Below are 23,147 nucleotides of genomic sequence, written 5' to 3'. Positions count from 1 at the left end.
CCTAAAGACGCGGCAGCCACATCCCCAGGATGGCGAAAAGCCCGCCGGCCGCCGTCGCCAGGGTCACGAGGGCCATGCCGCCGGCCATGGCCAGCTTGGCCCCTGCCCCACCCCGGTCCCGCGCCAGAAGATAGAGCTCCAGGATCGCCAGCGGCAGCAGCACGTGGGCGAAGGCCAGGAAGATGTCGAACGGTCCGTCGAAGGCGTCGGTGTGGCCGACCGGCGTCTGGTGGGCCACGAACCACAGCATCATGCCCAGGCGATAGAAGAACACCCCCAGCATCAGCACGAAGGCCCGCAACGCCCAGCGCCGGTGGACGTCGAACCGCCGCTGGATCGCGAACCGCAACGCCTGGCCGGCGCACAGCATCAGGAGCACCGCGTTCAGGGTGTTGCCGAACGCCATGTAAGTCCCCGCCACCGCGCCGCGGGTGAAGGCGATGAACAGGCCCGACAGCGCGATGGCGAAGGCCACGGCGATGAACGCCCGACCGTTCCAGCGGTGGAACCTCGGCGCTTTCGCCCGGATCGCAGGGACCAGTTGCAGCGATCCGGCGAAGGTCACGAACACCGCCATCAAGAGGTGCACGCCCAGCGCCAGGTTCCCAGCCGTGTCGCCGCGATTATAGCCGTGCCCGGCCGGCAGCACCGCATTCCAGCGCTCCCAGTTCCCGGTCACGGCGCCGAGGCCGTAGAGCCCGACGATATAGATACCGAACGCCCACAGCCCCGCGACCAGGGCCACGAACCACGCGGTCGCCGAGGCGCTCAGCGCCCGGCCAGCCAACTTCTCCATGTGTGCGAACTCATCAACGCATCCCTCGCTGGCAGGCTTACGAAGCACGGCGAACCGGAGCCATGACGCGGGGCGCCACGAACTTGACCCTGGCGATCACCCTGCTACCGCTCGGGCCATGGTCAGCGTGGTCCAGGCAACGGTTTCGGGCGGGTTCTTCCAGGGCCTGCTGGAGTTCGCCGTGTCGCTGGGCGCGGACCGCGCGGCGCTGCTGGCCGCCACCGGCGTGGCCGAGGCCGACTTCGCCGACCAGGACGCCCGCATCCCGCTGGAGCGCTACAAGGCCCTCTACCGCGCCGGCGAGGCGATGACCGGCGAGCCCGCCCTGCCCCTGAAGTTCCCGGAAGCCACCCGCTTCGAGCAGATCTCGATCGTCGGCCTGATCTGCCAGGCGGCCGACACCATGGGCGGGGCGCTAAAGCAGCTGAACCGCTTCTCGCGGCTGGTGGTCGAGGTCGAGGGCGTCTCGGACGGCCCGCGCTTCCAGCTGACGCCGCGCGAGGACGGGCTTTGGCTGCAGGATCGCTGCGCCGTCGAGGATTTCCCCGAGCTGGTCGAAGCGGCCCTGGCCCGCTTCACCTGCGAGATGGCCCGGCACTATCCGGACTTCACGTTCGTGCTGGCCGTGCACCTGACCCGGCCGCGCCCGGCCCATGTCGCCGAGTACGAGCCGATCCTGCGCGCGCCGGTCACCTTCGGCGCGGCCTGGAACGCGCTCAAGATCGAGCCCTCGTGGCTGAACCTCGCGATCCACCGGCCCAACCGCTACGCCTTCGGCATGTTCAACGGCCACGCCGACGCGCTGCTGAAGAGCCTGGAGGAGTCCAAGACCACACGCGGTCGAGTCGAAGCCCTGCTGATCCCGCTGCTGCACACCGGCGAACTGGCCATGGACACCGTCGCCCAGGCGCTGGGCCTCAGCCGCCAGACCCTCTACCGCCGCCTGAAGGCCGAAGGCGTCAGCTTCGACCAGGTGTTGGACGACCTGCGCCGCCGGATGGCCGAGACTTATCTGGAAAAGCTGTCGGTCAACGAGACCGCCTACCTGGTCGGCTTTTCGGAGACGAGCGCCTTCTCACGGGCCTTCAAGCGCTGGACCGGCGCCAGTCCGCGCAGCCGGAAAGGCTAGCTCTTCAGCCGCACCTTCACCGTCGTCGACAGGCCCGGCCGCAGACGCGCGACCTCGGCCTGGTTCGGGTCGAGGCGAATGCGGACCGGCACGCGCTGGACGATCTTGGTGAAGTTGCCCGTGCCCGGCTCGAACGGCAGCAGCGAGAACTGCGAGCCCGAGCCCGGGGCGAAGCTCTCGACGTGGCCCTTCAGCGCCTTGCCGCCCAGGGCGTCGACCTTGATCGTCGCCTCCTGGCCGGGAAGCATCCGCTCGACCTGGGTCTCCTTGAAGTTGGCGACCACGTACAGCGCCTTGATCGGCACGATGGTCATCAGCCGGGTGCCGGGCTGGACGTAGTCGCCGGGCTCAGCCTGGCGGTCGCCCACGACGCCATCGATCGGCGAGACGATGACCGTGTGGCTCTGGTCCTGGCGGGCCAGAATCAGGGCGGCCTTGGCGCGGGCCACGGCGGCCTCGGCCTGGGCCAGGTTGGCGGTCAGGGTGGCGCGCTTGGCGGCGGTGACGGCGGCCTGGTCCTGGCTGACGGACAGCTGGGCGCGGCTGCGATCCGCGTCCGACTGGGCCCCAACGGCCGCGGCGCGGAAGCGTTCGACGTCGCGGCGAGCCACCGCGCCGCTGTCAGCGAGGTCTTCGTAGCGCTTGCGGTCGGCCTGGGCGCGGACGTTCTCGGCGTCGGCGGCGGCGATGGAGGTCTGGGCGGCGCGGATGTTGGAGCCGGCCAGGCGCTGCTCGGCGTCCAGCGAGATCAGGGCGGCGCGGGCGCTGGCGGCGGCGGCCTCGGCGTTGCCGACATCGGCGTCGGCCGAGGCGACGCGGGCGTCGAATTCTTCCGGATCGATGCGCAGCAAGGCGTCGCCGCGATGGACCGTCTGGTTGTGGCCGACCAGCACTTGGGACACCAGGCCTCTGACCTTCGGCGCGATGGCCGAGCTGTCGGCCTGGATATAGGCCGCGTCGGTCGAGACCGAGCTCTTCGGCGCGGCGATCAGCAGGCCGCCGCCGACCGCGACGACCAGCGCCGTGCCGACCGCCAGCACGGTCTTGCGCGAGAACGGAGCCTTCTTGGCCTTGGCGGCGACAGTGGGGGCTTCGACGAGCCCGTCTTTAAAGGTGGCGTCGGTCATTGGGCGGCCTCCAGGCCAAGGCGGCGCTTCAGGTGCGCGCGCGAGCGTTCGAGAATGGCGTCGGAGCGGTCGGGATCGGCTTCGGCCCGGGCCAGGGTCACGGCCCCGACCAGTTCGGACAGCATGGAGCTCGCCTCATCCTCGGGATGGGGCCGGCCCAGCTCGACCAGGCGGTCGGCGATGACCTGCGTCAGGCTGGCCGTGCCTTGCGCGTAGCGCTCACGGGAAGCGTCGGCCAGGCGCGGCGCATCGCCGGCCAGATAGGGCAACGGGCAGCCGCCGTTGCGGCTGTCGCGGTGGCGGGCGGAAAGATAGAAGTCAATGAACCCCGTCAGCGCCTCGCGCGGCGGCAGGTCCTTCACCTTCTTCAGCGTCGAGATCGGCCCGCCCTCGAACATGTGGGCGATGGCCTCGGCGACGAACGCCTCCTTCGACGGAAAGTGGGCGTAGAAGCCGCCGTGCGTCAGCCCGGCGCGGGCCATGACTCCGGCCACGCCCAGACGGTGCGGGCCTTCCTCGCGGATGGCCTTGGCGGCCTCGTCCAGGACCCGCAGGCGGGTCTTCTGCTTGTGCTCTGCGTCGTAGCGCATGCTTGCGTCCTCGATTGCATGATCCATATAATATTATGATCATCATACTTTCAAGGGGCGCTCCCGTGAGCTCAGCCGTCGCCAAGCCGCCGATCGATCCAGGCGCCCTGCCTACCCGGACGAAGTTCCTGATCTTCGGCGTGATGGCGTTCGGTCAGTTCATGGCGCTGATCGACATCCAGATCGTCGCCGCCTCACTGAACGACGTGCAGGCGGGGCTCTCGGCCGGGCCGGACGAGATCAGCTGGGTGCAGACCGGCTACCTGATGGCCGAGCTGGTGATGATCCCGTTCGCGGCGTTCCTGGCGCAGAGCCTGTCGACACGATGGCTGTTCGCCCTGTCGGCCGGGCTGTTCACGATCTCGTCGGCCCTGTGCGGCATGGCCTGGGACATCGACTCGATGATCCTGTTCCGCGTGCTGCAGGGCTTCACGGGCGGGGCCATGGTGCCGACGGTGTTCGCCACGGGCTTCGCCATGTTCTCCGGACCACAGCGGGCGATGATCCCGGCGATCCTGGGCATGGTCTCGGTGCTGGCCCCGACCCTGGGCCCCACGGTCGGCGGCTGGCTGACCGAGGCGGTCGGCTGGCGTTCGATCTTCTACATCAACATCGTGCCCGGGGCCCTGGTGACCATCCTGGCGATCACGGTGATCAAGGTCGACCGCGCCAAGCCCGAGATGCTGAAGACCATCGACTATTCGCACCTGGCCGCCATGGCCGTGTTCCTGGGCGGCCTGGAATATGTGCTGGAGGAAGGCCCCCGCCAGCAGTGGTTCGAGGACCCGACCATCGCCATCGCCGGCTGGGTGACGCTGGTGGCCTTCGCCCTGTTCATCGAGCGCTCGTTCCGGTCCGGCGGGCCGGTCGTCAAGCTCTCACCCTTCCGCAAGCCGACCTTCGTGTTCGCCTGCGTGTTCAACCTGGTGATCGGCTTCGGACTCTATTCCTCGACCTATCTGATCCCTGTCTTCCTGGGCCGGGTGCGCGGCTATGACAGCCTGGAGATCGGCACCACGGTCGTCGTCACCGGCATCGCCCAGATCCTGTCGACCGTGATCGCCGCGCGGCTCTCCACCCGCGTCGACCAGCGGATCGTGGTCACGGTGGGCCTGTCGCTGTTCGCCACCGCCCTGTGGCTGACCTCGCACATGACCAGCGAGTGGGGCTTCATGGCCCTGCTGGCGCCCCAGGCCCTGCGGGGCTTCGCGATCATGCTGTGCATCGTGCCCAGCGTGAACATGGCGTTGGGCGGGTTCGAGATGGCCGAGCTGCGCTACGCGTCCGGCCTGTTCAACCTGATGCGCAACCTGGGCGGGGCCATCGGCATCGCCGTCGTCAACACCTGGCTGGGCGACAACGCCCGCATCCACGTGGCCCGCTTCGGCGAGGCGCTGGGCGAGGCTGGCCGCTCGGGCAATGCGGCGCTGGAGGCCCTGGCCGCCCGCATCGCCGAACGCACGCCCGACGCCGCCCAGGCCGCGCTGATCCTGCAGGGCGAACTGGCCAAGGTGGTCGGCCGCGAGGCCCTGACCCTGGCCTTCAACGACGTCTTCCGGGTGATGGCGGGCCTGTTCGTGCTGGCCCTGGTCATGGCCCCGTTCTGCAAGCCCCCGCCGCTCGCCAACAAGCCGCCCCAAGACGCGCACTGAGCATAAAAAATCCCCGGGAGGACGAGCCTCCCGGGGTGCGCTTGCAGGTAGTTGGGTATCGGAAGGGGGGACGGCCTAGTGGCCGCCGGCCACGCCTTCCTGGATCTCGTGGGTCGGGGCCTTCTTGGCCACGATGGCGAACCACAGGACGTAGACGTAGCAGACCAGCGGAGCGATGAAGCCCATCGAGATCGAGCCGGTCAGCTCCTCGATCTTGGCGAAGGCCAGCGGCAGGAAGGCGCCGCCCACGATGGCCATGCACAGCAGGCCCGAGGTCGCCGAGGTCGGCGCCGAGGACCGTTGCAGGGTCAGGGTGAAGATCGTCGGGAACATGATCGAGTTGAACAGGCCGATCAGCAGCGCCGCGAAGGCCGGGATCAGGCCGCTGGTCAGCGGGGCCGAGGCCAGCAGCAGGTTTAGCGTGCCCGTATGGGCGCTGGGGGTCATGTCCTTGGTCAGGATGACGACCAGGCACAGCACGATGGCGCCGACGGCCACGCCGGTCAGCAGGGCGTAGTCCTTGATCGTCTTCAGCAGGGCCGAGCCGGCGAAGCGGCCGATCATGGCGAACACCATGTAGAAGGTGGTCATCTTGCCGGCCTGCTCGGACGGGATGTCCAGGATGCGCGACTGCTCCAGGAACAGCAGCAGGTGCAGCGAGATCGCCACCTCGGCGCCGACATAGAGGAAGATGCCGATCGCGCCGAGGTTCGCCCACTTGGACGTCAGGGCGGTGAACGGATTGACCAGCTGGCCGGTCTTCGGCGCCGCGTCGGTGATCTTCTGGCGGACCAGGAAGATCAGCAGGATGAACAGGGCCAGGCCCACGCCGATGGCGAGATAGACGTTCGAGACGAAGCCCAGGGCCTGCTCGCGCATGGCCTGGGTGATCACCACGTCCTTGGTGAAGATCTCGCCCTTGAGCAGGAAGTTGGCGCCGAACCACAGGCCGCAGGCCGCGCCCAGCGAGTTGAACGCCTGCGACAGGTTCAGGCGGAACGAGGACTCTTCGGGCTTGCCCATCGAGGCGATCAGCGGATTGGCCGCCACCTGCAGCAGGGTCACGCCCGAGGCCATGACGAACAGACCGACCAGGAAGATGCCGAAGGTGTGCAGCTTGGCCGCGGCGATGGCGATGAAGCAGCCGACGACGATGCCGCCCAGGCCGACCATGACCGACTTGGCGTAGCCCAGCTTGGACAGGAACGCGGCCGACGGCAGCGACATGATCCCGTAGGCGATGAAGAAGGCGAAGCCGGTCAGGCTGGCCTCGACAGGGCTCAACGTGAAGACCGTCTTGAAGGTCTTCAGCAGCGGGTCGAGCAGGTTGGTGACCAGCGCCCAGATGAAGAACAGGCAGGTCACATAGACGACGGCGAGCTTGACGCCGCTGCCCTTGGTCGTGGATTTCGCGATCGCGGCGTCGGTCATCGGACGGCGCCCTCGAGGCTGTATTTCACCGCAATCACTGCACCACTCCCTAGTGACGATATTTGTGGAATCCGTCTTTGCGCGGACGCGCCATTCACAGGAAGCGTGACAACGTTGTCAACCACACCGTGGATTTTTTAGGCGCCCGATAGCGCTACCACAGGAACCGCTCGCCCCTCTCGTCGCTTGGTTTCACGAACGGGAGTTTCTTCATGTCGGCTCTGATGGTGCTTCTGATGTCCAGCTTCTTCGTGCTGGCGGCGATGGTCGGGCTGGCCGACGCGCTGGTGCATTTCATCGCCTGGAGCATCGGCCGGCTAAGGACGCCGCGCGAGGCGGTTCAGCCGCCGGCGCAGGGAATCACCGCGTAGCGGCTGGCCTTCAGGGCGCGTAGTTCGCCCCCGTCTTCCTGATCGTGGACGTACGGCGCCTTGGGCGTCCAGTCCCGCGCCGCCAGCTCGGCGGATAGCGGCGGTGCGTCCTCCCAGCGCGGCCAGACGATCCAGGCGGGCGCATCCGGCGCCGCGCAGAAGGTCCGGACCTGCGCCACGCCCGGCGGTGGCAAGCGCCGTTCAGGCGCGGTCAGCGGCCGGATGAAGTCCTCGCCAACCAGACCCAATTTTGTCAGGCGATCGGCTCGGTCGCGGATCTGCAGGGCCAGCGGTTCGGAGAACACCACGCCGGCGCCCTGCACGCGCGCGGACCAGCTGGGCCGGCCCAGCAGCAGCCAGGGCTCCACATCCCCGACCAGCCACAGCACCGGTCCTGGCCGCGCGGCGGTCATGGCGACCAGCGTCGGGTCCCTGCCCTGGTCGCGGGCGCGGACGTAGGCGGATCGATCGTCCCACAGGATGATCGCCAGAAGAGCGATGGCCGCCAGACCGATGACGCGCACCGCGCCCGACGGCGCCGGCCAGCCTCGCGCGAACCAGACGCCGAGCGTCAATACGATCGCCAAGGCCGGCAGGTCGCTAAACCAGACGATCGCCTCGCTGTAGCGCCCCGCCCGCGCCAGCTTGTGCGCTAGGCCCGTCCCGGCGAGACCGACATAGCCAACCACCGCCACGGCCAGCAGGCCCAGCGCCACCGCCGTGAAGAGCTTCGGCCTCGCGAGGTCCGTCCTGTCGCCCACGGCGACGAACAGCAGACCCAAGGGGGCCGCCAGCAGGCTCAGCCCGCCGACATCGCGGAACAGCCAGGCCACGCCGATCAGGACCAGGCCCAGCAGGCCCGTCGGTCCGCGCCGTGGCATCTCGACGACCAGCAGCGCCAGGCAAGCCAGCGACAGCACGGCGACCGGCTGCAGGGTGCGCCAGCTCTGGATCTGCAGGAACAGGATCAGGGATAGCCGCTCGCCCAGGACGGCGGCGATGGCCACGCCGACTAGGCCGGCGATCAGCACGCCCAGGGCCAGACGGCGCGGCGCGCCTCGCAGCAGGAAAGTCGCGGCCGCCACCGTGCAGGCCTGCGCGGCCAGGCGGCTCCAAGTCTCCACGGGCCAGAGCGACGGGAACAGGATCGGGCTGCGCGTCTCGACCACCGCCCGCCAGGCGGGGTCCATGACGGTGACCAGGCGGTCGGCGACCGGCAGGTGCGCCAGACCCGCCACGGCGACGACGGCGACACCGGCCAGGGCCGCCCACAGCCAGCGGCGATCCTCGAAGCACAGCGCGACGCCGATCGCGGCGGCCGAGCACAGGCCCATGATCGGATGGAACAGCATGCCGACGACGCAGAGCGCGAGGCCCAGCCAGCGGCGTCCGGAGAGATAGGCGGCCATGCCAGCCAGGCCCGCGGCCTCGACCAAGCCGCGCGGCGTGGCGTAGGGCTCGCCGAAGCCGATGATGTTCAGGGGGCCGTACAGCGCCGGCAGCGCGGCGACGAAAACCAGCGCCGCCCAGCGCACGGCTGGCGGCCGATCGGCCAGGAAGCGTTCGACCATCAGCGCGGCGGCGGCGAACCACAGCACCAACGTCAAGGCCACGATGGCCATGGTCGCGCCCGACGGTCCCAGCACCGCGATCAGCCGCGACAGCATCGGCGTGTAGAGGCTGAACCCGAACTGCCCGTCGTGGACGAACATCAGGTCGCGCCCTACCCCGCCCGGATCGAGCTTGGCCAAGGCGTCGGCTACATAGAGCCGCCCGTCGTGATGGATGCCCATATAGGGTCGGCTCAGCAGGAACAGCCCGAAGGCCGCCAGCCAGCCGACAATCTGGTCCCGCCGGCTCACGGCTGGGCGGTGATGCGGGGAGCCTTGAACAGCAGCGCCCGGCGGACGGTGAAGTTGAACACGAAGACGATCCCGGCGGTCGGAATCTTGGCCACGCCCGGATGCACGTGCAGCACCTCGACCCACAACGCCATCAGGCCCTGGGTCAAGACCAAGCCCGCCAGGCCGACGCCGATGAAGCCGAAGAACTCGCGCCGGCGATCGACGACCGGGCGGTGGCGAAACACCACGCAGATCGACAGCAGGTAGGTGACAGCAATGCCGCTGACGAAGCCCGTCGCCGAGGCGATCAGGTAGTTCACGCCCAGCGTCGTCAGCGCCAGCAGTAGGCCCCAGTCGAGACCCAGAGCCAGGGCGCTGGCGAAGCCGTAGAGCATCAGCTCCCGCAGCCCTTCAGGCAAACGCCGCCAGAGCTGCAGAGCGAGCCTCATGATCAGGCGGCGACCTTGGTCGGCACGGCGCGTTCGCTGCGCAGGGCCTCGCGGGCGCCGGAGACGCCGGCTTCGCCGTACTCGGCGTCCTCGTTGACCTCCCACACATCGTGGAGGGTCTCGCCGGCGATGATGTTCTCGGCCGTCAGCAGGCCGGTCATCATGGCGTGGTCCTGGTTGTTGTACTTGTGCATGCCGTTGCGGCCCACCAGGTGCAGGCCCGGGAAGTGCATCTTCAGGTCCAGGCGGATCATCTTGATGTGCTCGGCATAGGCGTCGTCATAGACCGGATAGGCCTTGTGCTGGCGCACTACGCAGGCGTCGTAGACGTCCGCCGGGTCCATCAGGCCGATCTTGCCGATCTCGCGCTTGGCCTGGGCGACCAGGTCCTCGTCCGACGAGGTCCACAGGCCGTCGCCCTCGAAGCAGAAATATTCCAAACCGAGGCAGGTCGAGACACCGTCCGGGATCATCTCCGGCGACCACGAGCGGAAGTTCTGCACGCGGCCGACCTTCACCGACGGATCGTGGATATAGATCCAGTTGTCCGGCAGCTCCTTCTGCGGCTTGCCGATCAGCACGACGGTGATGAAGTCGCGGTACATCAGCTCGCCGGCGTGGAAGACGCTGATCGGGGTGGGCGACACCGCCTGCATCAGCTCGCGGATCGGGGCCGAGGAGACCACGTCGTCGGCCGTGTAGATCTCCTTCTTGCCGTCGGCGCAGGTGACCGAGACGGTCCAGATCTTGGCCAGCTTGTCGTAGTGCAGCCCGTCGACCTTGCGGCCCATGCGGACCTGGCCGCCCAGGGCGGCGATCTTGTCGCGGCAGGCTTCCCACATCATGCCGGGGCCCTTGCGGGGATAGCGGAAGCTCTCGATCAGGGTCTTGGGCGAGCCTTCACCGCCCCTGGCCTTGACGCCGAGCGAGCGCTTGACGCCGTCGATGATGGCGGCGGCGAGGTCCAGGCCCTTGATGCGCTGGCTGGCCCAGTCGGCCGAGATCTCGTCGCAGCTCATGCCCCACACCTTCTCGGTGTAGGTCTTGAAGAAGATCGAGAACAGCGTCTCGCCGAACTGGTTGCGGACCCACTGGTGGAAGGTCGTCGGGTTGGCGATCGGCTTGACCTTGGCCCAGCCGAACGAGGCCATGCACTTGGTCGCCGTCCAGACGCCGAGGTTCGCCAGGGCCTCGAAGGCCTTCAGCGGATAGGCGTAGAACTTCTCGCGGTAATAGATGCGCGACAGGCGCGGGCGGTCGATGAGGTCGTCAGGCAGGATCTCGTTCCAGAGGTCGACGATCTCCTTGCTCTTCGAGAAGAAGCGGTGGCCGCCGATGTCGAACTTGAAGCCCTTGTAGTCCACGGTCCGGCTTATGCCGCCGACATAGGTCGGGTCCATCTCCAGCACGGTCACGCCGCGACCGGCCTTGGCCAGGGTGTAGGCGGTCGTCAGGCCCGCCGGGCCGGCGCCGATCACCAAGGTTTCCACGTGCTGGGCCATCCGCCCCTCCGATCCCATTTCAGTACAGATTGGCGTAGGATGGTTAAGGCCGGGTCGCGAGGCTTGGTGAATCCAGATTAATCGTGAATCCGGGACGATCGGTCGCGGACCGTCTTATCGGGGGTGACAGGCGGCAAAGGCGACGCTAGGTTTGCTGTGATGACCCTCGCCGCCAGCCACACGCTGTTTTGGTATTTTAGCTATCCGACGCCTCTGGCGCCGGGAGGGTTTCGTTCGGCCTGACATCAGGGCCACAGAGAACACCTTCACCAGCCGCCAGGGGTCCCCCGGGCGGCTTTTTTAATGGCCGCCGGACCTCACCCCCAAGTCTCTCTCAGGGATCTTCCGGAGTACGCCATGCCTTCCACCGCCAACCTCGTCTCGCTGCCCGTCCCCACCGACGACCTGCGCATCGAGAAACTGCAGACCCTCAGCCCGCCCGCCCAGGTAATCGGCGAGGCCCCGGCCAGCTCGTCGGTCGCCGAGGTCGTGGGCGACGCCCGCGCGGCGGTCCACGAGATCCTGCACGGCCGCGACGACCGCCTGGTGGTGGTGATTGGCCCCTGCTCGATCCATGACCCCAAGGCCGCCCTCGACTACGCCCAGCGCCTGGCCGCCGAGCGCGAGCGCCACGCCGGCGAGTTGGAAGTGATCATGCGGGTCTATTTCGAGAAGCCGCGCACCACGGTGGGCTGGAAGGGCCTGATCAACGACCCGGACCTGGACGGCGGCTTCCGTATCAATGAAGGCCTGCGCCTGGCGCGCCGGGTGCTGCTGGACGTCAGCGCCCAGGGCCTGCCGACCGCCTGCGAGTTCCTGGACGTCACCACGCCGCAGTACATCGCCGACCTGGTGGCCTGGGGCGCGATAGGCGCCCGCACGACCGAGAGCCAGATCCACCGCGAGATGGCCTCGGGCCTCTCCTGCCCGGTGGGCTTCAAGAACGGCACCAACGGCGACGTGAAGGTGGCCGTGGACGCGGTGATGGCCGCCAGCCAGCCGCACCATTTCCTGGCCGTGACCAAGGAAGGTCGCGCGGCTATCGCCACCACCACCGGCAACGGCGACTGCCACGTCGTGCTGCGCGGCGGCAAGACGCCGAACTACGACGCCGCCAGCGTCGAAGCCGCCGCGCAAGCCGTGGCCAAGGCCGGCATGCCCGCCCGGATCATGGTCGATGTCAGCCACGCCAACAGCGGCAAGAACCACGAGAACCAGCCCGCCGTCGTCGCCGACATCGCCGCCCAGCTGGCGACCGGGACCTCGCCGATCATGGGCGTGATGATCGAAAGCAACCTCGTCGCCGGCCGCCAGGACATCGTCCCCGGCCAGCCCCTGACCTACGGCCAGTCGGTCACCGACGCCTGCGTCGACTGGGACACCTCGGTGACCCTGCTCGACCAACTGGCCGCCGCCGTGAAGGCCGGCCGCGAGGCCCGTAAGGCCTAAGCCCGGACGCGCGGACGGCGGGACGTTAAGTCGACATCCCGCCGTTGCGCGCATCCTTCTGCCGACGAGACGCGTTGTGAAGCCCGAGGGACCTTCACCAAGGCGAAGATCAAAATGACCCGTCTCGTCATCATCGGCCTGGCCATCGGCGCCATCGCCCTTCCCGCGACGCTGGCGCCCACGGACGCCGACGCCGCCACCTGCCGCAGCCGCAAGGCCACCGGCACCGTCATCGGCGGCCTGGGCGGGGCCCTGGTCGGCAACGCCATCTCCAAGGGCGGCGGCGGCCTGATCGTCGGCGGCCTGGGCGGCGCCCTGGTCGGTCGCGAGATCGGCAAGAGCGGCTGCCGCAGCCGCACGGCCTATTACAGCTCCGGTTCGCGCGGCGCTTCCTACGCGGCGCCGGCCCAGCCCGCGCCGGTCCGTCAGGTCTACTACGACCACATGGGCAATCCAGTCGCCACCGGCGAGGTCCGCAACGGCACCTTCCAGCAGGTCTCGGCCAACACCTCGACCGGCGGGACGTGCCGCAACGCCACGATCTCCTACTACGACGAGCGCGGCCGCCTCTCGCAGCGCCCCGTCCAGATCTGCCCCCGCTAAGAACACACGGAAATCAGAACGATGATCCGCAAGTCCGTGATGGCCGCCCTGGCCCTCGCCACCCTCGCCCTGGCCGCCTGCGAAAACGGGCACGAGGCCATGAGCAATCCGAAGATCTGCGCCGACTTCCGCAACAACACCGGCCCCGGCGCCACGGCGGCCTCGGACCCATCGACCCCGGTCGACGAGTGCACGCGCCGTTGGGCCTACAGCCTGGCCGGCTCCAAGGACGGGGGCGAGGTCGTGGCCGACGCGGTCGTGGCCGCCTGCGCCCCGGTGCTGAGCCGCTGGAACCAGGCCTCGCTGGGCCAGAGCGCCAATAGCGGCGAGCAGGCGCTGAGCCTGACTACCGGTCAGCCGACCAACCCGCTGGCCGAGCACAGCAGCTTCGCCCAGGGTCGCGCGCTGTTCTACGTGGTCCAGGCCCGCGCCGGCCGCTGCAAGCCGCCGCCGGTCAACAACGGGGTCCCCGCCGGGCTCTAGTTCTCGCAATTTCCCTGTGGCAGAAGCGGAGCCGGACACTGCTCCACATCGGGCACGCGCACCGCCGCCCCTGCCTCTTCCACAGGGAAACCGCGAGCGATGACCTCATCGACCTCGACCATCCGGTTCGGCCGTCTGGCCGCATCCGTCTTCACGCGTGACATCCAGGCCGCTCAAGCCTTCTACCGCGACGTCCTGGGCTTTTCGAAAACCTTCGAGAACGGCCAGCCGGTCGGCTTCATGATCCTGGAAAAGGACGGGGCCGAGCTGCATCTGAGCCTGGTCAAGGACCACAAGCCCTCGACCACCAACATCGCCCACCTGATCGTCGACAAGGTCGACGCCCTGCACGACCACCTGGTCGCGGCAGGCGTGCGGATCATCAAGTCGCTGGCCGACAAGGAGTACGGCCTGCGGGCGTTCGTCTTCGCCGATCCGGACGGCAACCGCATCGACGTCGGCCAGCCGCTGGAAGCCGAGGCGCCGCGCTTCAAGACCCGCGACATGGCGGGCGCGACCTTCGTCGATTGCCGCCTGTCCGGCGCGACGTTCGAGGACATCGACCTGTCGAAGGCGCGCTTCAACAACGTCAATCTCAGCGGCGTCACGATCGACGACGCCAAGATCGACGGGCTGACCATCTTCGGCATGGACATCCAGGCGCTGATCCGGGCCGAACTGGCCCGCCGGCGCGAAAGCTAGGCCAGCGCGGCGCGCTCCCACTCCAGGAACTCCGGCGTCGCCAGCAGGCGGTCGGCATAGGCCTGCGCCGCGCCGGCGTCGCCGTAGTCGGCGAGCTTGATCCCGTAGGTGCGGAAGCGCGTGGCCACCGGCGCATAGAAGGCGTCGGCGATCGACCACTCGCCGACCAGGAACGGCCCGCCCGAACGCTCCAGCAGCTGGTTCCAGCGCCCGACGATCGTGCGGACGTTCTTCTGGACGGCTTCGGAGATGTCGACCGCGCGCGGCTCTTCCTCCAGCGCCATCGGGCACTCGCCGCGCAGGGCCTGGAAGCCGCCGTGCATCTCGGCCGCCGCCGAGCGGCCCAGAGCGCGCAAGATCGGGTCGGCCGGCCACAGCTTGGCGTCCGGGAACTTCTCGGCCAGGTATTCGCAGATCGCCAGCGAGTCCCAGACGGTCAGGTCGCCGTCCTTCAGCACCGGCACCTGGCGACTGGGCGAGCGCGCCGCGATGGCCGCGTCGCTGGCCTCGCCCTGGCGCAGCTGGATCTCGATCTCCTGGAACGGCGCGCCGGTGCGCTTGAGCGCCAGCCACGGCCGCAACGACCAGCTGGACCAGGCCTTGGTGCCGATGACGAGTTCCATGCCGCTCTCCCCTGATGCGATTGCCGCCCGGCTTACCTTGCGTCTAAGGTCGCCTCAACGATTAGAACAAATGTTCGAGGGAGAGAGTCCATGGCGGAAGCCGCCACGCCGTCGCCCGTTGTCGCGCCCGTATCGACGGCCTACCGACGATACGCCCTCTGGGTCCTGCTGATCATCTACACGCTGAACTTCCTGGACCGGCAGGTGGTCAACATCCTGGCCGAGCCGATCAAACGCGATCTCAACCTCGCCGACTGGCAGCTGGGCATGATGACGGGCCTGGCCTTCGCCATCTTCTACACGGTGCTGGGCATCCCGATCGCCCGCATCGCCGAGACCAAGAACCGCCCCTACATCATCGGCGCCTCGGTGGCCGCCTGGAGCGCCTTCACGGTGCTGTGCGGCTTCACCCAGAACTTCTGGCAGCTGATCCTGATGCGGATCGGCGTGGGGGTCGGCGAGGCCGGCTGCACGCCGCCCGCCCACTCGCTGATCACCGACTATGTGCCCAAGGAGAAGCGGGCCAGCGCCATCGCCTTCTATTCGATCGGCACGCCGCTGGGCACGCTGGCCGGCATGGCCATGGGCGGGCTGATCGCCGACGCCTATGGCTGGCGGGCGGCCTTCATGGTGGCTGGTGCGCCGGGCGTGATCTTCGCCCTGATCGCCGCCTTCACCCTTGTGGAGCCGCGCAAGCAGTTGGCCGCCGAGATGGCCGCCCGCGCCAGCTCGCAGATCAGCTTCGCCGCCGCCCTGGCGGTGCTGGCGACCAAGAAGACCTTCTGGCTGGTGGCCCTGGCCGCCTCGATCAAGGCCTTCATCGGCTATGGCCACGCGCCGTTCACCGCCTCGTTCTTCTTCCGCAACCACGGCGCCGAGATCGCAGAGCTGGCCGCCATGTTCGGCCTGAAGTCGGCGGGGTTTCTGGGCCTGGCCCTGGGCCTGATCGGCGGCACGGCCGGCGTCATCGGCGCCTGGCTGGGCGGGGTGTTCGCCGACCGCCTGGGGGCCAAGGACCTGCGGGCCTATGTCACCGTGCCGGCCATCGCCTCGCTGATCACCATCCCTATCTACATCACCGCCGTCAGCATGGACGCGCCGATGACCGCCATCGGCCTGCTGGCCATCAACGCCCTGCTCGGCACGCTGTGGTACGGCCCCGTCTACGCCACCGCTCAGAGCATCGTCGATCCGGCGCTGAGGGCGACTGCCTCGGCCGTGCTGCTGCTGATCATCAACCTGATCGGCCTGGGCCTCGGCCCGGTAGCCGTGGGCCTGCTCAGCGACGTGCTGGCCGGTCATATGGGGCTGGGCGAAGCGCAAGGCGTGCGCTGGGCGCTGATCGTCTCGGCCACCCTGGGCCTGGTCGCCTTCGGCCTGTTCTGGGCGGCGCGGAGCAGCATCCGGGAAGAGATGGTGGCCTAGGTCTACAGGCGCCGGAGGCTTGCGAAATTAGCCTCTGGCGCTTTGGCTTCCGCTCCGTCACAGTCCCCTCAAAGAATTAGAACAAATGTTTGAAGGGAGAGAGTCAGTATGGCCGACGCGCGTGCGTCCGGCGGCGATCGGCCGCTTTATTCGAATGGCTACAAGGCGACGGTGCTGGGGCTTTTGTTGGCCACCTACACCTTCAACTTCATCGACCGGACGATCATCGCCACCATCGGCCAGGCCATCAAGGTCGACCTGAAGCTGACCGACACGCAGCTGGGTCTGCTGGGCGGCCTCTACTTCGCCCTGCTCTACACGCTGCTGGGCATCCCGATCGCCCGCCTGGCCGAGCGCTGGAACCGCGTGACCATCATCTCGGTGTCGCTGGTCGTCTGGTCGGGCTTCACCGCCCTGTGCGGCGCGGCCACCAGCTTCGCCCAGCTGGCCCTGTTCCGCTTCGGCGTCGGCGTCGGCGAGGCCGGTTGCTCGCCGCCCAGCCACTCGCTGATCAGCGACTATTACGAGCCCAAGAAGCGCGCCTCGGCCCTGTCGATCTATTCGTTCGGCATCCCGCTAGGCACCATGTTCGGCGCCGTGGCCGGCGGCTGGCTGGCCCAGGAGTTCAGCTGGCGCGTCGCCTTCGTCATCGTTGGCCTGCCCGGCGTGATCCTGGCCCTGATCGTCAAGCTGGTGGTCAAGGAACCGCCGCGCGGCCACTCCGAGATCGTCGAGCGTCCGCTCGAGGCCGAGAACCTCGTGGTCGAACCGGCGCCCAAGCCGGCCTTCTCCCTGGCCACCGAGTTCTCCGAGCTGTGGGCGGTCTTCAAGGTCCTGTTCTTCAAGTGGCCGGTGCTGAACATGGTGCTGGGCGTGACCATCGCCTCGTTCGGCTCCTACGGCTCGGGCGCCTTCGTGCCCTCCTACTTCGTGCGCGCCTTTGGCCTGGGGCTGGCGCAGGTCGGTCTGATCACCGGCCTGATCGGCGGCTTCTCGGCCGGCATCGGCACCCTGGTCGGCGGCTTCCTCAGCGACTGGGCCGGCAAGCGCAGCGTCAAGTGGTACGCCTGGGTGCCCGCCATCGGCCTGATCATCTGCACGCCGATCTACATCCTGGCCTACATGCAGAGCGAGTGGCAGGCGACGGCGCTGATCCTGCTGGTCCCCGGCATCTTCCACTATGTGTACCTGGCCCCGACTTTCGCCGTGGTCCAGAACTCGGTGGAGCCGCGCCGCCGGGCCACCGCCACCGCCCTGCTGTTCTTCTTCCTGAACCTGATCGCCCTGGGCGGCGGCCCGGTCTTCACCGGCTGGCTGATCGACCACCTGGCCCAGTACCACTTCAACACGCCGGACGCGGCGGGCGTGATCCACAGCGTGCTGGGCTCGTTCGGCGTCGAAGGCGGCCAGAGCTTCGCGGCGACCTGCCCCGGCGGCATCGCGCCCAAAGGCTCGGCGGCCGAACTGGCGGCCCAGTGCCGCACGACCCTGGCCCTGTCCAGCCAGCAGGGCATCATCGTCTCGCTGTGCTTCTACGCCTGGGCCGGCGTCCACTACGCCCTGGCCGCGATCGGCATGGTCAAGCACATGAAGTCGCGCGAAGCGGCGTAAGTAATAAGCCTCTTCACTTGACTCCGGGGGCGGTCGGGCCGAAACGGCCGCCCCATGATCAGCCGCTACGCCCGCCCCGAAGCCGCCGCCATCTGGTCCAGCCAGACCAAGTACAAGATCTGGTTCGAGATCGAGGCCCACGCCGCCGACGCCATGGCCGAGATCGGGACCATCCCGAAGCTCGCCGCCGAGACGATCTGGGAAAAAGGCAAGGACGCTGTCTGGGACAGCGACCGCATCGACGAGATCGAGCGCGTCACCAAGCATGACGTCATCGCCTTCCTGACCCACGTGGCCGAGATCGTCGGTCCGGAAGCCCGCTTCCTGCACCAGGGCATGACCAGCAGCGACGTGCTGGACACCTGCTTCGCCGTGCAGCTGAGCAAGGCCACCGACCTGCTGCTGGAAGACGTCGACCTGGTCCTCGCTGCCCTGAAGCGCCGCGCGCTCGAGCACAAGATGACGGTCTGCGTCGGCCGCAGCCACGGCATCCACGCCGAGCCCCTGACCTTCGGCCTGAAGCTGGCCGGCTACTACGCCGAATTCCAGCGCGCCAAGGAACGCCTGGCGATGGCCAAGTTCGAGATCGCCACCTGCGCGATCTCGGGCGCCGTCGGCACCTTTGCCAATGTCGATCCGCGCGTCGAACAGCACGTGGCCGACAAGATGGGCCTGGCCGTCGAGCCGGTCTCGACCCAGGTGATCCCGCGCGACCGCCATGCGGCCTATTTCGCCGCCCTCGGCGTCGTGGCCTCTTCGGTCGAGCGTCTGGCCACCGAGATCCGCCACCTGCAGCGCACCGAGGTGCTGGAAGCCGAAGAGCCGTTCGATCCGGGCCAGAAGGGCTCGTCGGCCATGCCGCACAAGCGCAACCCGATCCTGACCGAGAACCTGACCGGCTTGGCCCGTCTGGTCCGCTCGGCCGTGATCCCGGCGATGGAGAACGTCGCCCTCTGGCACGAGCGCGACATCAGCCACTCGTCGGTCGAGCGCGGCATCGGCCCCGACGCCACCATTCACCTCGACTTCGCCCTGCGCCGCCTGGCCGGGGTGATCGAGCGCTTCAACATCTATCCCGACAACATGGCCAAGAACCTGGACAAGCTGGGGGGCCTGGTGTTCTCGCAACGGGTCATGCTGGCCCTGACGCAAGAAGGCGTGTCGCGCGAGGACGCCTATGCCGCCGTGCAGGGCAACTCGATGAAGGTGTGGCGCGGCGAGGGTCGGTTCATCGACTTCCTCAAGGCCGACCCGGTGGTCTCCAAGGCGCTGTCGGACAGCGTGCTCGAGGAGCTGTTCGACTACGGCTACCACACCAAGAACGTCGACGTGATCTTCAAGCGCGTCTTCGGCGAGCAAGGCTGAGTATGAGCGAACCGCCGGTTCTCCGCCTCAATCCGGCGCTGGATCCGGCGGTCTTCGCGCAGGCCTATGCGCGCGATGGCCTCGTGCGCATCCCCGAGGTGTTCGAGCCGGCGGTCGTCGACCGCCTGGCCGGTATCCTGGAACAGACCATCGACTGGGACATCATCTGCTCGAACGAGCGCGGCGGGGCCGAGGTCATCACCCGCGCCCGGCGGGCCGAGTTGGGCGATCAGGTCGTGGCGAACAAACTGCACGCCGCGACGGTGCGGGCCCGCAGCGGCTTTGCCTATGCCTATCTCGGCTATCCGATGATCAACGCCTTCGTCGAAGGCCGCGACCCGGGGCATCCGATCCACGCCCTGACGGCGTTCCTCAACAGCCCCGAGTTCATCGCCTTCGGGGCGGCGGTCACCGGCGAGCCCGGGATCACCAAGATCGATGGCCAGGCAACTTGCTATCGCCCCGGCGACTTCCTGACCCAGCACGACGACACCGGCGTTGGCGAGCGCCTGGCGGCCTACACCCTGGGCCTCACGCGCCAGTGGCGGCCCGACTGGGGCGGCCAGCTGCTGTTCCATGACGCCCACGGTGACGTGGCGCGCGGCTTCGCGCCGGCGTTCAATGTCCTGACCCTGTTCAAGGTGCCGCAGCAGCACTCGGTGGCCCCGGTCGCGCCCTATGCCGGGGCGCTGCGCCTGACCGTCACCGGCTGGCTGCGCAACGATCCGCCCAATGGCGCCGGCGGCTAAGCGCGGCTTCCCGCCAGTCGTCGACGCCAACACGCGGGTGCTGGTGCTGGGCAGCCTGCCCGGCGAGGCCTCGCTAGCGGTCAGCCAGTACTACGGCAATCCGAGAAACGCCTTCTGGCGGCTGATCGAGGGCGTCATCGACGCGCCGCTCGTGCCGTTGGGCTACGAGGAGCGGCTGGCCGTGTTGCGGGCCCACGGCGTCGGCCTGTGGGACGTGATCAACGAAGCCCGTCGCGAAGGCAGCCTCGACGCCGCCATCCGCGATCCAGCCGCCAATGACCTGCTGGCGCTGATCGAGACCCTGCCCGCGCTGCGCGTCGTCGCCTTCAACGGCGGCACGGCCGCCAAGCTCGGCGTGCGGCTGGTCGGCGACCGTGTCGCGACGATCGCTCTGCCCTCTTCCAGCCCGGCCCACGCCGCGATGACCTTCGCGGAGAAGGCGCACGCCTGGAGCGCGCTGAAGCCCTATTTGAGCGCCGCGACGTAGAGGTCCCGGAACCGCTTCAGCTCGGTCGGATCCAGGTCCGACACCGCCCAGTAGGTCAGGCCGCCGGCCTGCCAGTGTTCCAGCCGGTAGCCGTTGCGCTGGCTGAGCGTGCCGAGCCGATCGGCCCCCTCGCCCGGCCAGACGAACACGTTGATGACGTGCAACCCGCGTCGATAAACCAGCGCCGCGGCGGGTTGGTTCTTCACATAGTCCAGCCGCCCCCCGGCCAACGGGAAGCCCTTGTCGGCGAAGTCCACCACCGTCGGGGCGAAGGCCACCTTGCCGTCGAACCACGGCTTCACGACGTGCCGGCTGGACGTTTCGACATCGACCAGATGGTTGGCCTGCAGCGAGCGCACGTGGTCGGCGACGAGCTCGTCGGCCAGCCCGGTCCGCCAGTGGCCGACGCCGGTCACGCCCAAGGTCACGGCCAGGGCGAGCGCCGCGAAGCTGGGGATCAAGCCGACATTGACGCGCGGCCGCTTCGCAGTCCGCTTCCGAGCAGTCGCCTCGGCGTCAATCGCGATGGCCACGCGGCGCTTCAGGGCCTCGGGCGCGGCATAGGCCACGCCCGGTGAGGCCATGGCCCCGCGCACCAGCTTCAGGTCCTCCAGCGCCTGGGTGCAGGCGGAACAGGTCTTCAGGTGCTCCTCGACCCGCAGCACGCCGGCGGCGTCCAGCTCGCCGTCCATCATCGCCTGCAACAGCAGCCGGCAGGTGTCGCAATCGCTCATCGCGCGGCCTCCGTTCGCAGCGCCCGCGCCAGCAATTCGCGGCCCCGCGCCAGACGGGACATCACCGTGCCCTGCGGCACGCCGGTCATCTCGGCCACCTCGCGATAGGACAGGCCCTCGATCTCGCGCAGGATCAGGCTCTCGCGGAACGGCTCGGGCAAGGCCTGCAAGGCGCGCTGGACCGTGGCGACGTCCGCCGCCTGCGACAGCAGCGTCTCGGCGCTCTCGCAAGGATCGGCGACATCCTCGGCGGCCTCGTCCTCGGCGAACACCGAGCGGCTGGCGCGGCGGGCGTTGGCCCAGTCGAGGAAGCCGCGCCGGACGATGGTCAGCAGCCAGGCCTTGGCGTTGTCGCCGCGATACGCCGCGAACCCGCGATAGGCCTTCAGCAGCGCCTCCTGGACGATGTCCTCGGCCAGTTCGACATCGCCTGTCAGGTAGCGCGCCAGGTTATAGGCCGCGTCGATGTGGACGAGGATTACGCCGTCGAAGTCGCCTGGCCCGGCGGCCGTCGACGACCGCGCCCGACGGCTCCACCAGGCGCGCCCGCCGCCATGGGCGACGGCCAGCAGCGGGCCCAGCACCAGCACGAGCAGGCGCTGACCCGGCATGGGCCTCAGGCGGATCGCCGGAGCGGTCATCGACAGCGTCTGCATCTTAGCTCGGCTTCACCACCACCTTGCCCACCATGTGGGGGTGCAGGGAGCAGAAATAGCCGAATTCGCCGGGCTTGGTGAAGGTGAACGAGAAGCGGTCGCCCGTGTCCAGCACCTTGGACCTGAACAGCGTCTTGTTGTCGGCCACGACCGTGTGGGGGATGTCGTCCTCGTTGATCCAGGTGACGGTGGTCCCGACCGGCACGCTGAGCACCGTCGGACCGAAGGTGAAGTTGCCGATACGGACGGTCTGCGGGACGGGCGCGACGGCGGCGGCGACCGGCGTGACGGCGGCCGGGCCGACCGAGAAGAAGGCGAGCGCCAGGGCGCCGGCGAGAGCGGGAAGACGTGTCATGAAAAGCCTTTTGACTTGAGGGTTTAAGCGAGCGCGCCGTCGATCAGGGCGATGCGCTCCTGGCCGCGCACGAAGGTCGCGCTGGTGATCCCCAGCATCGACCGCAGTTGCTCGGCGGGCACCTTCAGCGGGCCCGGCGACGGCCCCTCGCCGCCCACCGGTTGCGGGAAGGCGGTCGAGCGGGCGGTGTGGAAGGCGATATTGCCTTCGACCTTCTGGGTGATCTGGTGGATGTGGCCGTTCAGCACGGTCACCGAGCCGAAGCGCTTGAGGTAGCCCAGCGCCTGGGCCGCGTCGTCGGTGCCCCAGCCCCAGTCGGCATAGACCGTCCACAGCGGGATGTGGGCGAAGACCACGATCGGCGTCGAGGACGACCGGCCGGCCAGGTCCCTCTCCAGCCAGGCCAGCTGCTCAGGCCCCAGGCTGCCCATGCCGCCGGCCTTGAGGTTCACGACATTCACCAGGGCCACGAAGTGTACGCCGCGATGGTCGAAGCTGTACCAGCCCGCGCCCTTGGTCCCCTTGCCGTAGCGGTCGAAGAAGGCCTTGCCGGCGCCCTCGTCCAGCATGTCGTGCTCGCCCGGCACATGGAACACCGTGAGGCCGGCTTCCTTCAGGATCTGGTCGGCGTCGTCGAACTCCTCGTCGCGCGACAGCTGGGTGATGTCGCCGGTGTGGAGGATGAAGTCCGGCTTGACCGGCAGGGCCAGGATCTTGCCCACCGCCTCGCGGAAGGTGGCCTTGGTGTCGGGGTTCGCGGCCTTGTTGAAGCCGATATGGCTGTCGCTGATCTGGAGGAACGAGAAGCCCTTGGCGGCCCCGTAGGGCGCGGCCGCGGCCTGGTCGAGGCTGATCGAGCTGGCCAGCCCGCCGCTCATCGTGAACAGCGCGCCCGTGCCGGCCCAGGCCATGCACTTGAGGAATCCGCGCCGGTCTTCGTGGTGGTCATGGTCGTCCATCTTGGCTCCTTGGACTTGGGGTCTCAGGGAGCAAGACGGGACCGGCCGCGCGGTT

25 protein-coding genes are annotated in these 23,147 nt (G+C 68.5%); 13 read left to right on the top strand and 12 right to left on the bottom strand.

Annotation, left to right across the window (positions count from 1 at the left end; all coding sequences use genetic code 11):
• Position 1: 1 nt before the first annotated feature.
• Complete coding sequence (locus tag AC07NI_RS18135) at positions 2 to 796, bottom strand: DUF2306 domain-containing protein (protein WP_494621621.1); 795 nt, start codon at positions 794 to 796, stop codon at positions 2 to 4.
• Between the two features lie 118 nt (positions 797 to 914).
• Here AC07NI_RS18135 and AC07NI_RS18130 point away from each other — a divergent pair, with 118 nt between their 5' ends.
• Positions 915 to 1,925, top strand: a complete 1,011-nt coding sequence (locus AC07NI_RS18130; protein WP_494621619.1) for an AraC family transcriptional regulator — start codon at positions 915 to 917, stop codon at positions 1,923 to 1,925.
• Here the strand turns inward: AC07NI_RS18130 and AC07NI_RS18125 are convergent.
• A complete protein-coding gene (locus AC07NI_RS18125) occupies positions 1,922 to 3,052 on the bottom strand; it encodes an HlyD family secretion protein (RefSeq protein WP_494621617.1) in 1,131 nt (376 codons plus the stop codon). The two genes, AC07NI_RS18130 and AC07NI_RS18125, sit on opposite strands and share 4 nt — an antisense overlap.
• Positions 3,049 to 3,642: a TetR/AcrR family transcriptional regulator gene (locus tag AC07NI_RS18120; protein ID WP_494621615.1), complete on the bottom strand. Its 594-nt coding sequence runs from the start codon at positions 3,640 to 3,642 to the stop codon at positions 3,049 to 3,051. Before AC07NI_RS18120 ends, AC07NI_RS18125 begins: the two co-directional genes overlap by 4 nt.
• 65 nt (positions 3,643 to 3,707) lie before the next feature.
• Between AC07NI_RS18120 and AC07NI_RS18115 the strand changes: the two genes are divergently transcribed.
• Positions 3,708 to 5,294 (top strand): DHA2 family efflux MFS transporter permease subunit, encoded by a 1,587-nt coding sequence (locus tag AC07NI_RS18115; protein WP_494621613.1) that lies wholly within the window; start codon positions 3,708 to 3,710, stop codon positions 5,292 to 5,294.
• Positions 5,295 to 5,369: 75 nt separating this feature from the next.
• On the opposite strand, the gene AC07NI_RS18110 is transcribed toward AC07NI_RS18115, so the two are convergent.
• Positions 5,370 to 6,725 (bottom strand): sugar MFS transporter, encoded by a 1,356-nt coding sequence (locus tag AC07NI_RS18110; protein WP_494621611.1) that lies wholly within the window; start codon positions 6,723 to 6,725, stop codon positions 5,370 to 5,372.
• Between the two features lie 212 nt (positions 6,726 to 6,937).
• Here AC07NI_RS18110 and AC07NI_RS18105 point away from each other — a divergent pair, with 212 nt between their 5' ends.
• Positions 6,938 to 7,096 (top strand): hypothetical protein, encoded by a 159-nt coding sequence (locus AC07NI_RS18105; RefSeq protein WP_494621609.1) that lies wholly within the window; start codon positions 6,938 to 6,940, stop codon positions 7,094 to 7,096.
• On the opposite strand, the gene AC07NI_RS18100 is transcribed toward AC07NI_RS18105, so the two are convergent.
• From AC07NI_RS18100 to AC07NI_RS18090, 3 genes are read right to left on the bottom strand one after another with little or no spacing between them, the layout of a single operon-like run.
• A complete protein-coding gene (locus AC07NI_RS18100; protein WP_494621607.1) occupies positions 7,066 to 8,958 on the bottom strand; it encodes a hypothetical protein in 1,893 nt (630 codons plus the stop codon). The genes AC07NI_RS18105 and AC07NI_RS18100 overlap by 31 nt on opposite strands.
• Entirely contained in the window at positions 8,955 to 9,389 is a 435-nt protein-coding gene (locus tag AC07NI_RS18095; protein ID WP_494621605.1) for a GtrA family protein, read from the bottom strand. The genes AC07NI_RS18100 and AC07NI_RS18095 overlap by 4 nt, the downstream gene beginning before the upstream one ends.
• 2 nt (positions 9,390 to 9,391) lie before the next feature.
• The gene (locus AC07NI_RS18090) at positions 9,392 to 10,891 is read right to left on the bottom strand and encodes an NAD(P)/FAD-dependent oxidoreductase (protein WP_494621603.1); all 1,500 of its coding nucleotides are present in this window, start codon (positions 10,889 to 10,891) and stop codon (positions 9,392 to 9,394) included.
• A 159-nt stretch (positions 10,892 to 11,050) separates the two neighbouring features.
• On the opposite strand from AC07NI_RS18090, the gene AC07NI_RS18085 reads away from it, so the two are divergent.
• The 5 genes from AC07NI_RS18085 (at position 11,051) to AC07NI_RS18065 (ending at position 14,128) form a co-directional block, all read left to right on the top strand.
• On the top strand, positions 11,051 to 11,134 hold the full coding sequence (locus tag AC07NI_RS18085; RefSeq protein ID WP_106907040.1) for a hypothetical protein: 84 nt from the start codon (positions 11,051 to 11,053) through the stop codon (positions 11,132 to 11,134).
• A gap of 114 nt (positions 11,135 to 11,248) precedes the next feature.
• Entirely contained in the window at positions 11,249 to 12,340 is a 1,092-nt protein-coding gene (locus AC07NI_RS18080; protein ID WP_494621601.1) for a 3-deoxy-7-phosphoheptulonate synthase, read from the top strand.
• 114 nt (positions 12,341 to 12,454) lie between these two features.
• Positions 12,455 to 12,943, top strand: a complete 489-nt coding sequence (locus AC07NI_RS18075; RefSeq protein ID WP_494621599.1) for a hypothetical protein — start codon at positions 12,455 to 12,457, stop codon at positions 12,941 to 12,943.
• Positions 12,944 to 12,964: 21 nt separating this feature from the next.
• Entirely contained in the window at positions 12,965 to 13,426 is a 462-nt protein-coding gene (locus tag AC07NI_RS18070; protein WP_494621597.1) for a hypothetical protein, read from the top strand.
• A 99-nt stretch (positions 13,427 to 13,525) separates the two neighbouring features.
• Entirely contained in the window at positions 13,526 to 14,128 is a 603-nt protein-coding gene (locus AC07NI_RS18065) for a glyoxalase superfamily protein (RefSeq protein ID WP_494621595.1), read from the top strand.
• Here AC07NI_RS18065 and AC07NI_RS18060 read toward each other — a convergent pair.
• A complete protein-coding gene (locus tag AC07NI_RS18060) occupies positions 14,125 to 14,751 on the bottom strand; it encodes a glutathione S-transferase family protein (RefSeq protein ID WP_494621593.1) in 627 nt (208 codons plus the stop codon). The two genes, AC07NI_RS18065 and AC07NI_RS18060, sit on opposite strands and share 4 nt — an antisense overlap.
• 90 nt (positions 14,752 to 14,841) lie before the next feature.
• Between AC07NI_RS18060 and AC07NI_RS18055 the strand changes: the two genes are divergently transcribed.
• The 5 genes from AC07NI_RS18055 to AC07NI_RS18035 all read left to right on the top strand — a co-directional run bounded on the left by AC07NI_RS18055 (position 14,842) and on the right by AC07NI_RS18035 (position 20,388).
• Positions 14,842 to 16,176 carry a spinster family MFS transporter gene (locus tag AC07NI_RS18055; protein WP_494621591.1) on the top strand — a complete coding sequence of 445 codons (1,335 nt, stop codon included), beginning with the start codon at positions 14,842 to 14,844 and terminating at the stop codon, positions 16,174 to 16,176.
• Between the two features lie 108 nt (positions 16,177 to 16,284).
• On the top strand, positions 16,285 to 17,787 hold the full coding sequence (locus AC07NI_RS18050; protein WP_494621589.1) for a spinster family MFS transporter: 1,503 nt from the start codon (positions 16,285 to 16,287) through the stop codon (positions 17,785 to 17,787).
• A gap of 54 nt (positions 17,788 to 17,841) precedes the next feature.
• Positions 17,842 to 19,152 carry an adenylosuccinate lyase gene (purB, locus tag AC07NI_RS18045; protein WP_494621587.1) on the top strand — a complete coding sequence of 437 codons (1,311 nt, stop codon included), beginning with the start codon at positions 17,842 to 17,844 and terminating at the stop codon, positions 19,150 to 19,152.
• 2 nt (positions 19,153 to 19,154) lie between these two features.
• Positions 19,155 to 19,901 (top strand): 2OG-Fe(II) oxygenase family protein, encoded by a 747-nt coding sequence (locus AC07NI_RS18040; protein ID WP_494621585.1) that lies wholly within the window; start codon positions 19,155 to 19,157, stop codon positions 19,899 to 19,901.
• Positions 19,885 to 20,388 carry a DNA-deoxyinosine glycosylase gene (locus AC07NI_RS18035; protein ID WP_494621583.1) on the top strand — a complete coding sequence of 168 codons (504 nt, stop codon included), beginning with the start codon at positions 19,885 to 19,887 and terminating at the stop codon, positions 20,386 to 20,388. Before AC07NI_RS18040 ends, AC07NI_RS18035 begins: the two co-directional genes overlap by 17 nt.
• Here the strand turns inward: AC07NI_RS18035 and AC07NI_RS18030 are convergent.
• Genes AC07NI_RS18030 through AC07NI_RS18015 form a run of 4 tightly spaced genes read right to left on the bottom strand, consistent with a single transcriptional unit; the run spans position 20,367 to position 23,092 of the window.
• Positions 20,367 to 21,122, bottom strand: coding sequence for an anti-sigma factor family protein (locus AC07NI_RS18030; protein ID WP_494621581.1), 756 nt, complete (start codon positions 21,120 to 21,122; stop codon positions 20,367 to 20,369). The two genes, AC07NI_RS18035 and AC07NI_RS18030, sit on opposite strands and share 22 nt — an antisense overlap.
• Positions 21,119 to 21,778: a sigma-70 family RNA polymerase sigma factor gene (locus AC07NI_RS18025; RefSeq protein WP_494621579.1), complete on the bottom strand. Its 660-nt coding sequence runs from the start codon at positions 21,776 to 21,778 to the stop codon at positions 21,119 to 21,121. Before AC07NI_RS18025 ends, AC07NI_RS18030 begins: the two co-directional genes overlap by 4 nt.
• A 1-nt stretch (position 21,779) precedes the next feature.
• On the bottom strand, positions 21,780 to 22,133 hold the full coding sequence (locus tag AC07NI_RS18020; RefSeq protein ID WP_494621577.1) for a plastocyanin/azurin family copper-binding protein: 354 nt from the start codon (positions 22,131 to 22,133) through the stop codon (positions 21,780 to 21,782).
• A gap of 23 nt (positions 22,134 to 22,156) precedes the next feature.
• Positions 22,157 to 23,092 (bottom strand): metallophosphoesterase family protein, encoded by a 936-nt coding sequence (locus AC07NI_RS18015; RefSeq protein ID WP_494621575.1) that lies wholly within the window; start codon positions 23,090 to 23,092, stop codon positions 22,157 to 22,159.
• Positions 23,093 to 23,147 lie beyond the last annotated feature (55 nt).

The organism is Caulobacter sp. GW821-FHT10E02 (genome assembly GCF_059415225.1).
The sequence above is the reverse complement of the archived record's forward strand: the minus strand, read 5'-3'. Positions and strand labels throughout refer to the sequence as shown.